General features: G+C 71.5%; 8 protein-coding genes and 1 pseudogene. 7 read left to right on the top strand and 2 right to left on the bottom strand.

The features are described 5' to 3' along the window. The 3 genes and pseudogenes from AB0L71_RS18165 to AB0L71_RS18155 all read left to right on the top strand — a co-directional run. Positions 1-127: pseudogene (locus tag AB0L71_RS18165) on the top strand (purine nucleoside phosphorylase); the annotation flags it as partial. Positions 128-254: 127 nt separating this feature from the next. Next, the gene (locus AB0L71_RS18160) at positions 255-1895 is read left to right on the top strand and encodes a phospho-sugar mutase (RefSeq protein WP_365243665.1); all 1641 of its coding nucleotides are present in this window, start codon (positions 255-257) and stop codon (positions 1893-1895) included. Between the two features lie 493 nt (positions 1896-2388). Then, positions 2389-3027 carry a hypothetical protein gene (locus tag AB0L71_RS18155; RefSeq protein ID WP_365243663.1) on the top strand — a complete coding sequence of 213 codons (639 nt, stop codon included), beginning with the start codon at positions 2389-2391 and terminating at the stop codon, positions 3025-3027. 210 nt (positions 3028-3237) lie between these two features. Here the strand turns inward: AB0L71_RS18155 and AB0L71_RS18150 are convergent, their stop codons facing one another. Next, the gene (locus tag AB0L71_RS18150; protein ID WP_365243661.1) at positions 3238-4230 is read right to left on the bottom strand and encodes a LacI family DNA-binding transcriptional regulator; all 993 of its coding nucleotides are present in this window, start codon (positions 4228-4230) and stop codon (positions 3238-3240) included. A gap of 266 nt (positions 4231-4496) precedes the next feature. Between AB0L71_RS18150 and AB0L71_RS18145 the strand changes: the two genes are divergently transcribed. Then, positions 4497-5150, top strand: a complete 654-nt coding sequence (locus AB0L71_RS18145) for a GNAT family N-acetyltransferase (RefSeq protein ID WP_365243659.1) — start codon at positions 4497-4499, stop codon at positions 5148-5150. Positions 5151-5211: 61 nt separating this feature from the next. Here AB0L71_RS18145 and AB0L71_RS18140 read toward each other — a convergent pair whose 3' ends face one another. Then, positions 5212-5865, bottom strand: coding sequence for a PH domain-containing protein (locus AB0L71_RS18140; RefSeq protein ID WP_365243657.1), 654 nt, complete (start codon positions 5863-5865; stop codon positions 5212-5214). Positions 5866-5989: 124 nt separating this feature from the next. Here AB0L71_RS18140 and deoC point away from each other — a divergent pair, with 124 nt between their 5' ends. From deoC to AB0L71_RS18125, 3 genes are read left to right on the top strand one after another with little or no spacing between them, the layout of a single operon-like run. After that, positions 5990-6952, top strand: coding sequence for a deoxyribose-phosphate aldolase (gene deoC, locus AB0L71_RS18135; protein ID WP_365243686.1), 963 nt, complete (start codon positions 5990-5992; stop codon positions 6950-6952). 5 nt (positions 6953-6957) lie between these two features. Then, positions 6958-8397: an aldehyde dehydrogenase family protein gene (locus AB0L71_RS18130; RefSeq protein ID WP_365243655.1), complete on the top strand. Its 1440-nt coding sequence runs from the start codon at positions 6958-6960 to the stop codon at positions 8395-8397. Further along, positions 8387-9283, top strand: a complete 897-nt coding sequence (locus AB0L71_RS18125; protein WP_365243653.1) for an aldehyde dehydrogenase family protein — start codon at positions 8387-8389, stop codon at positions 9281-9283. Before AB0L71_RS18130 ends, AB0L71_RS18125 begins: the two co-directional genes overlap by 11 nt. The last annotated feature ends 18 nt before the right edge of the window (positions 9284-9301 follow it).

The following is a 9301-nucleotide window of genomic DNA, read 5'->3' as shown; positions in this document are numbered from 1 at the left end:
GCTGGTCACCAACCTGGCGGCGGGGCTGAGCGGGGAACCGCTCAACCACGAGGAGGTGCTGCGGGCCGGCCGGGAGTCCGCCACCCGCATGGGCGCCCTGCTGGCACAGGTGCTCGAGCGGATCTGAGTCGGGGTCCGGGCCCCGCCCCTTTCGGATCGGGGCACCGGCCCGCACCCCCACACCGGCGAGGCCCCATCCCCGGGCCCCGGCCCCGCAGAGCGGTCGGGCCCGATCCCGCAGAAAGGCGGACACCGTGCAGCAGGACCTCATCACGCAGGCCAGGACATGGCTCGCGGAGGACCCCGATCCGGAGACCCGTGCCGAGCTCGCCGGGCTCATCGACGCCGAGGACCTCGACGAGCTCGCCGCACGGTTCGCCGGCACCCTCCAGTTCGGCACGGCCGGACTCCGCGGCGAGCTGGGGGCCGGGCCGATGCGGATGAACCGTGCGGTCGTCATCCGCGCCGCGGCGGGCCTCGCCGCCTATCTCAAAGCCACCGGGCACGGCGGCGGACTCGTCGTCATCGGGTACGACGCCCGGTACAAGTCCGCCGACTTCGCCCGTGACACCGCGGCCGTGATGACCGGCGCGGGCCTGCGCGCGGCGGTGCTCCCCCGCCCGCTGCCGACTCCCGTCCTGGCGTACGCCATCCGGCACCTGGGCGCCGTGGCGGGCGTGGAGGTGACCGCCAGCCACAATCCGCCGCGCGACAACGGCTACAAGGTGTACCTGGGCGACGGCTCCCAGATCGTCCCCCCGGCGGACGGCGAGATCGCCGCCGAGATCGCCGCGGTCGGCCCGCTCGACACGGTGGCCCGCCCGGACGAGGGCTGGGACGTCCTCGGCGACGAGGTCCTGGCGTCCTACCTGGCCCGTACCGACGCCGTGCTCGACGCCGGATCGCCGCGTACCGCCCGCGTCGTGTACACCGCGATGCACGGCGTCGGCACCTCCGTGCTGACCGCCGCCTTCGCCCGCGCCGGGTTCCCGGAGCCGGTACTCGTCGCCGAGCAGGCGGAGCCCGACCCGGCCTTCCCCACCGTCGCCTTCCCCAACCCGGAAGAGCCGGGCGCGATGGATCTCGCTTTCGCCACCGCACGGCGCACCGACCCGGACCTCGTCATCGCCAACGACCCGGACGCCGACCGCTGCGCCGTCGCCGTCCCGGACCCGGCCGCCGACGGCGGCTGGCGGATGCTGCGCGGCGACGAGGTCGGGGCGCTGCTGGCCGCCCATCTGGTGAACCGCGGTGCGACCGGGGTCCTCGCCGAGTCGATCGTGTCGTCCTCGCTGCTCGGCCGGATCGCAGAGAAGGCGGGCCTGGACCACCAGGAGACGCTGACCGGCTTCAAGTGGATCGCCCGCGTGGACGGCCTCCGGTACGGGTACGAGGAGGCGCTCGGCTACTGCGTGGACCCGGACGGCGTGCGCGACAAGGACGGCATCACGGCCGCGCTGCTCGTCGCCGAGCTGGCCTCCGTGCTGAAGGAGCAGGGGCGTACGCTCCTCGACCTCCTCGACGACCTCGCCCTCACCCACGGACTGCACGCCACCGACCAGTTGTCGGTCCGGGTGGAGGACCTCACGGTCATCGCGGATGCCATGCGGCGGCTGCGTGAGCACCCTCCGACCGCGCTCGCCGGGCTGGCCGTCACCTCGGCCGAGGACCTGTCCCGGGGCACCGGCCAGCTGCCGCCCACCGACGGGCTGCGCTACCACCTGCGGGGCGCCCGGGTGATCGTCCGCCCCAGCGGCACCGAGCCGAAGCTCAAGTGCTACCTGGAGGTCGTGGTGCCGGTCGGTTCGGCGGACGAACTGCCCGCCGCCCGTGCGAAGGGCGCCGAGCTGCTCGCCGGAATCAAGCATGACCTGGCGGCGGCGGCCGGGATCTGACCGGCAGCCGTCACCGGGGACATCCGGGTCCTGCCGGTCACGGCAGGACCCGCGGCCCCCGTACGACGCGGCCACGAGCCCTGCCAGGACCGTCGACCGCCTGACGGTCGGACAGCCGGTAGTCGTCAAGGACTGAGGGACGGACGCGGAGCGGACGGCTCGTGGCCGGCGTCCGCGGGCGACACGGCCGCATCCCGGCCATCGAGGACTTCCGACGCTTCAAGGAATGACACGCCTCCGCCCGGGTGAGGGCGTGTCGGAAAGTCGCCCAGTCAGCCGAACACCACGCCAATTCACCTGCTCGCGCAGGTTCTCGACGGGGCGTCAGATCGCGCGAGCGTGCCGTACGGCTGGCGTACGGGTGACTGTCGCCCCACCCGGAACCCCTGCGGTCACCTTCCCTCAGGGTCCGATATGACAGGAATGATGACCCTACGTACCTTCGGTCACGAGTCGACTGCGCAGCCGACCTCTCTGAGACAGGAGAAGTGACATGGCTACACGTACCACCGTCATTGCCGCCACCATCGCAGCTGCCGCAGCCCTGTTCGCCACCAGCAACAGCTTCACCTCGGCCGCCCCTACCGAGACGTCCCGGACCACTCCGGTCGCCCAGCCCGCCGCGCCCGCCGCCGCGCCCGCGGTGGCCGTCACCAGCGGGGGCGGCAGCGGCAAGGGCAACGACAACGGTGACCAGGGCAACGGAGGCAAGGGCAACGGCGACAACCGCGGCTACGGCGACAACGGCAACAACGGAGGCAGGGACAACGGCGAGGACCGGGACAACGGAGGAAGGGACAACGACGAAGGCCGGGACCGCGGGGACAGGGACCGCGACGAGGGCTGGATCCACTTCAACGACCGCGTGTACCCCGCCTACCCGAGCGGCTGCGTCACCGCGGCCAGCGGCCTGGGCGCGACGAGCTTCAACATCTTCAACGACAGTCGCCGGACCGTGGAGGTCTTCAGCGGGTCGACCTGTGACAACGGTGGCCCGGTGGCCGTCGTCGGACCCCACGGCGCCACCGACGGCGTGTTCCCGCAGCGTGTGGGCGGCGGCGTCTTCGTCAACGACGGAGTGGGAGCGAGTTTCCGGGTGATCGGGTACGACTACGACTACGACTACGAGTGACCGCCTGCATGGTCCGCACCGGACCTCGGCCCGCCGGAATCGGGCCGGGGTCCGGAACACCGGCACCCCCGGGAGACCGTGCGGGCAGGGTGCCGGACGCCGGCCCTCACCCCCGGAAGCGGCCGGTCGCCGAAGGCGCGCCTGCGCGCCACTTCGCCGCATCCGCCCCCGGACGGACCGGCCCCCGCGGCCGGGCCGTGACGGACCGCCTCAGGCCGACTCCCGGAGGACCAGCCTCATCGGGGTGATGACGGACGGCGCCGGGCGGTCGCCCCCGTCGTGGTCCCCTTCGGCGTGGATCTGCTTCATCAGGAGCCGCGTCATCTCCCGCCCCATCGCCTCGATGTCCTGATGGACCGTGGTGAGCCGCGGCCTCGTGGACTCCCCGACGGGCAGGTCGTCGAAGCCCACGACCGCCACCTCCTCCGGGACGCGGAGCCCTCTGGCCGTCAGCTCCCCCAGGGCGCCCGCGGCCATGAGATCGGACGCCACGAACACCGCGTCGAGATCGGGGCACCGGTCCAGCAGGGCCGCCATGGCCTGCGCTCCGCCGGGCTGGGTGAAGTCGCCCTCGGCGATCAGTGACGCCGGGCCGGCCGGAACGACGTCCCGGTAGCCGTCCAGACGGGCGACCGACGCCGTCTGGTCGAGCGGGCCCGTGATGGTCGCGATGCGGCGCCGCCCCAGGGACACCAGATGGCGGACGGCCAGCCGCGCCCCGCCACGGTTGTCGGCGTCGACAAAGACGGAGCGGTCTTCGGGGTGGTCCGTGCGACCACCGAACACCACCGGAAGGCCCATGTGTTCGAGAGCCGCCGGAAGCGGGTCGTCCGATTGCAGCGCGAAGACCAGCGCCCCATCGACGTGACCACCGCTCAGGAACTTCACGACGCGCGGGTAGTCCGTCGGCTCGTCCACCAGCAGGACCACGGGCTGCACGCCCTGCTGGGCGAGCGCCTTGCGGATCGCCCGCAGCTGGCAGTCGAAGTACGCGTCCGAGTACAGACGCTTCTGCGGCTCGGTCACGACGATCGCCACGGCGTCGTTGTGGCGGGTCACCAGGCTGCGCGCGGCCTGGTGGGGAACGTAGCCCAGTTCGCCCACGGCCCTGCGTACGCGCTCGGCGACTGCGGCACGCACCCTCGGCTCACCGTTGATCACCCGTGAGACCGTCGACTTCGAGACACCGGATCGGATCGCCACGTCGTCGAGCGTCGGGCGTCGCCCCTTGGGCCGTTGCTCCACCGTCCCCCTCTTCACTGTGCTGCGGCCACGTACACGGGCCGGCCGTACACCACCCCGCGGCGACGCTCCCGGCCTCCGGCCGACGGACCACGCGAACCGCCGCGTGCCTGCGTACACCAGGGATCAGCTGGTGCGCTCCACTATTCCACGGCCGAACAGCCGGTCAGGAAGTCGGACCGAGGACTCCGTTTGGGAGCGTTCCCACCGTGCCATGATCCGCGGTCATGGACGCTGAGCCCTTCATCCGCCCCTACCAGCCGTCGGACCGGTCGGACGTGGCGGACATCTGCGTAAGAACCGCGCACAACGGTCAGGATTCGACCTCGCTGTACCCGGACATCGAGCTGATGCCGTCGATCTTCAGCCACCCCTATCTGCACCTGGAGCCGGACCTGGCCCGGGTGCTGGACGACGGACGGGGCCGCGCGGTCGGATACATCATCGGCACCGCCGACACCGCACGCTTCGTCCGGCGGTTCCGTGCGGAGTGGCTGCCCGAGGTGGCCGACCGGTACCCGCGCCCGACGCAGGAACCGCGCGACCCGACCGAGGAGATGACCGTCCTGCTGCACGACCCGGAGCGGATGGTGCGACCCGAACTGGACCCGTTCCCCGCCCATCTGCACATCGATCTGCTTCCGCAGTGGCAGCGGCGGGGTTTCGGGCGCGCACTGATGGACTCGTTCCTCGCCGTCCTGCGCGCCAAGGACGTCCCCGCGGTGCACCTGTGCATGGTGCGGGCCAACACCAGGGCCAGGGCCTTCTACGACCGGCTGGGGTTCCGGGAGATAGCCGTGCCCGACCCCGGACCCGTCTGGTACCTGGGGCGCTCGACGGCACCCGGCGTTCCCGTCCCGGCGGCCGGGAACACACGATGAGTCCGGGGCGGCACGCTCCCTCTCCCCGGCCCGATCGCACCTCCGGCCCCCGCGGCCCGGCTCAGCCGATCGCGAACAGCACCACCAGCAGCACCAGGCCGACCACCGCCGGTGCGATCACCTCGTACGCCCAGCGCACCGAGACCGTGGTCGCCGCAGGGGACGGAGAGGACTTCCCCACACCCGCCTTCGCCCGCTCCGCCAGCTCCCGCATGTCCGCCATGGCCTGATCGGCCGCCGCCAACCGGGACTGGCTGTCGCGGACGTCGGCATGCACGGAGGTCCGGTTGTACGGGTCGTCCAGCGACTTCCGGGACTGATGCCTGGCCGCCTTCTTCCGCTGCCGCAGCGACACCGGCACCGCCCACATCTGGTACTTCGCACCGTTCTCGGCGAACAGCTCGCTCGAGTACCCGGCCCGCACATCCGCGACCGCGGTCCACGGCATGGCGATCGTCCGGAACGGGTTGCGGATCTTGATGCGCCGCTCACTGACGGACACGACGGGCCGCAGCGTGAAGGCCACGATCAGCGGCACCACGGTCAGCAGCCCGGCCAGTGCCAACCACGGCACCCGGCCCTCACCCCGGAACACGGCGTCCCCGCCGATCCAGCAGACGAGGAGGAGCAGCAGGACACCCCCGACGATCCCGGCGGACGACCGGAAGGTCCGGTCGGCGTAGGTCGGCTCGGCAGGAGGCTTAGGGCTCGTCATGAGCCCGATTCTGCCTGACGGGCCCCGGGGGTGCCGGGGCGGCCACCCGGGTCCTGGGGGACGCTCGGACGACCGGGCCCCCTGTACACGTCGCTACGCGCGTAGATATGCTGGTCTGGTGACCATGCCCACCACAGCTCCCCCGCTCTCCGACGTGACCGCGTCCGACAGCGCGCTGCGCCGCTTCCTGCACGGGCTGCCCGGCGTCGACGCCGTCGGCCTCGAAGCACGCGCCGCGTCCCTCGGAACCCGTTCGATCAAGACGACGGCCAAGGCGTACGCCATCGACCTGGCCATCTCGATGGTCGACCTGACGACACTGGAAGGCGCGGACACCCCGGGCAAGGTCCGGGCCCTCGCCGCCAAGGCCGTCCACCCCGACCCGCTCGATCGCACGGCCCCGCACACCGCGGCGGTCTGCGTCTACCCCGACATGGCGGCGACCGCCGTTGCCGCGCTGGCCGGATCCGGTGTGAAGGTGGCGTCCGTGGCGACGGCCTTCCCGGCCGGCCGTGCCGCGCTGGACGTCAAGCTCGCGGACGTCCGCGACGCCGTGGCCGCCGGGGCCGACGAGATCGACATGGTGATCGACCGGGGTGCCTTCCTCTCCGGCCGCTACCTCAAGGTCTACGAGGAGATCCTGGCCGTGAAGGCGGAGTGCGTCCGCGCCGACGGCACCGACGCCCGGCTGAAGGTGATCTTCGAAACCGGCGAGCTGTCCACGTACGACAACATCCGCCGCGCCTCCTGGCTCGGCATGCTGGCGGGCGCCGACTTCATCAAGACGTCGACCGGCAAGGTCTCCACCAACGCCACCCCCGCGAACACCCTGCTGATGCTGGAGGCGGTGCGCGACTTCCGGGCGCAGACCGGCGTACAGATCGGCGTGAAGCCTGCCGGCGGTATCCGCACCACCAAGGACGCGATCAAGTTCCTGGTCCTGGTGAACGAGACCGCGGGCGAGGACTGGCTGGACAACCACTGGTTCCGCTTCGGCGCCTCCAGCCTGCTGAACGATCTGCTGATGCAGCGTCAGAAGCTCAGCACCGGCCGTTACTCCGGCCCCGATTACGTGACGGTGGACTGATCCCCATGGCATCTGCATTCGAGTACGCACCCGCTCCCGAGTCGCGCTCGGTCGTCGACATCGCCCCCTCGTACGGCCTGTTCATCGACGGCGAGTTCGTCGACGCGGCGGACGGCAAGGTGTTCAAGACCGTCTCGCCGAGCAGCGAGGAGGTGCTCTCCGAGGTCGCGCAGGCAGGCGCGGCGGACGTCGACCGGGCGGTACGGGCGGCCCGGAAGGCCTTCGAGACGTGGTCGGCGCTGCCTGGCGCCGAGCGCGCCAAGTACCTCTTCCGGATCGCGCGGATCATCCAGGAACGCAGCCGCGAGCTGGCCGTCCTGGAAACCCTCGACAACGGCAAGCCGATCAAGGAGACCCGCGACGCGGACCTCCCGCTGGTCGCGGCGCACTTCTTCTACTACGCGGGCTGGGCCGACAAGCTCGACCACGCCGGTTACGGCGCGAACCCCCGCCCCCTCGGCGTCGCGGGCCAGATCATCCCGTGGAACTTCCCGCTGCTGATGCTGGCCTGGAAGGTCGCCCCGGCGCTCGCCACCGGCAACACGGTGGTCCTCAAGCCCGCCGAGACGACGCCGCTCTCCGCACTGTTCTTCGCGGACATCTGCCGGCAGGCCGGCCTGCCCAGGGGTGTCGTCAACATCCTCACCGGATACGGTGACGCGGGCGCCGCGCTCGTCGAGCACGAGGGCGTCGACAAGGTCGCCTTCACGGGCTCGACCGCGGTCGGCAAGGCCATCGCCCGCCAGGTCGCGGGCACGGACAAGAAGGTCACCCTCGAACTGGGCGGCAAGGGTGCCAACATCGTCTTCGACGACGCCCCGATCGACCAGGCCGTCGAGGGCATCGTCACCGGCATCTTCTTCAACCAGGGGCAGGTCTGCTGTGCGGGCTCGCGCCTGCTGGTGCAGGAGTCGATCCAGGACGAGCTGCTGGACGCGCTGAAGCGCCGGCTGTCGACGCTCCGGCTCGGTGACCCGCTGGACAAGAACACCGACATCGGCGCGATCAACTCCGCGGAGCAGCTCGCCCGGATCACCGCGCTGGCCGAGACCGGCGAGGCGGAGGGTGCCGAGCGGTGGTCCGCGCCGTGCGAACTCCCCTCCGCCGGCTACTGGTTCGCCCCGACCCTGTTCACGAACGTCACCCAGGCGCACACCATCGCCCGCGACGAGATCTTCGGCCCGGTGCTGTCGGTGCTGTCGTTCCGCACGCCCGACGAGGCGGTCGCCAAGGCCAACAACAGTCAGTACGGCCTCTCGGCGGGCATCTGGACGGAGAAGGGCTCCCGCATCCTCGCGGTAGCGAACAAGCTCCGGGCGGGCGTCGTCTGGGCCAACACGTTCAACAAGTTCGACCCGACCTCGCCCTTCGGCGGTTACAAGGAGTCGGGCTTCGGCCGCGAGGGCGGTCGTCACGGCCTGGAGGCGTACCTCGATGTCCGATAACCGTCTGAGCGTCTTCAAGACCTACAAGCTGTACATCGGGGGCAAGTTCCCCCGTTCCGAGAGCGGCCGGGTGTACGAGGTGACCAACTCCAAGGGCACGTGGCTGGCGAACGCTCCCCGGTCCTCCCGCAAGGACGCGCGGGACGCGGTCGTGGCCGCGCGCAAGGCGTTCGGCGGCTGGTCGGGCGCCACGGCGTACAACCGCGGCCAGATCCTCTACCGCATCGCGGAGATGCTGGAGGGCCGCAAGGAACAGTTCGTACGGGAAGTGGCGGACGCGGAGGGCCTGTCGAAGGCCAAGGCGGCGGCCGTCGTGGACGCGGCGATCGACCGCTGGGTCTGGTACGCGGGCTGGACCGACAAGATCGGCCAGGTCGTGGGCGGGGCGAACCCGGTCGCGGGCCCGTTCTTCAACCTGTCGACGCCCGAACCGACCGGCGTGGTCGCGGTGCTGGCACCGCAGGAGTCCTCGTTCCTGGGTCTGGTCTCGGTGATCGCCCCGGTGATCGCCACCGGCAACACGGCGGTCGTGGTGGCCTCGGCGGCCTCCCCGCTCCCGGCCCTGTCCCTGGGCGAGGTGCTGGCCACCTCCGACCTGCCGGGCGGCGTGGTGAACATCCTGTCCGGCGGGACGGCCGAGATCGCGGCCCCGCTCGCCTCCCACCAGGACGTGAACGCCATCGACCTGACGGGGGCGGACGCCGCGCTCGCGAAGGAGCTGGAGATCGCGGCGGCGGACAACCTGAAGCGGGTTCGCCGGGGCGATGGCGACGTCGGCTTCGACTGGTCGGCCGATCCGGGCACGCACCGCCTGACGGCCTTCCTGGAGACGAAGACGGTCTGGCACCCGACGGGCGCGCTCGGCGCCTCGGGGTCCTCGTACTGACGGCCCGCCCGCACGGAC

It is taken from the genome of Streptomyces sp. NPDC052052 (assembly GCF_040680455.1).
GTDB lineage: Bacteria > Actinomycetota > Actinomycetes > Streptomycetales > Streptomycetaceae > Streptomyces.
Note: the sequence above shows the minus strand (reverse complement) of the source record. Positions and strands in the feature narration are given on the sequence as shown.

Coding starts and splice junctions, on each gene's coding strand:
- AB0L71_RS18145 (WP_365243659.1), top strand. CDS start 4,497: ATGGACGCTGAGCCCTTCATCCGCCCCTACCAGCCGTCGGACCGGTCG.
- AB0L71_RS18130 (WP_365243655.1), top strand. CDS start 6,958: ATGGCATCTGCATTCGAGTACGCACCCGCTCCCGAGTCGCGCTCGGTC.
- deoC (WP_365243686.1), top strand. CDS start 5,990: ATGCCCACCACAGCTCCCCCGCTCTCCGACGTGACCGCGTCCGACAGC.
- AB0L71_RS18155 (WP_365243663.1), top strand. CDS start 2,389: ATGGCTACACGTACCACCGTCATTGCCGCCACCATCGCAGCTGCCGCA.
- AB0L71_RS18125 (WP_365243653.1), top strand. CDS start 8,387: ATGTCCGATAACCGTCTGAGCGTCTTCAAGACCTACAAGCTGTACATC.
- AB0L71_RS18140 (WP_365243657.1), bottom strand. CDS start 5,865: ATGACGAGCCCTAAGCCTCCTGCCGAGCCGACCTACGCCGACCGGACC.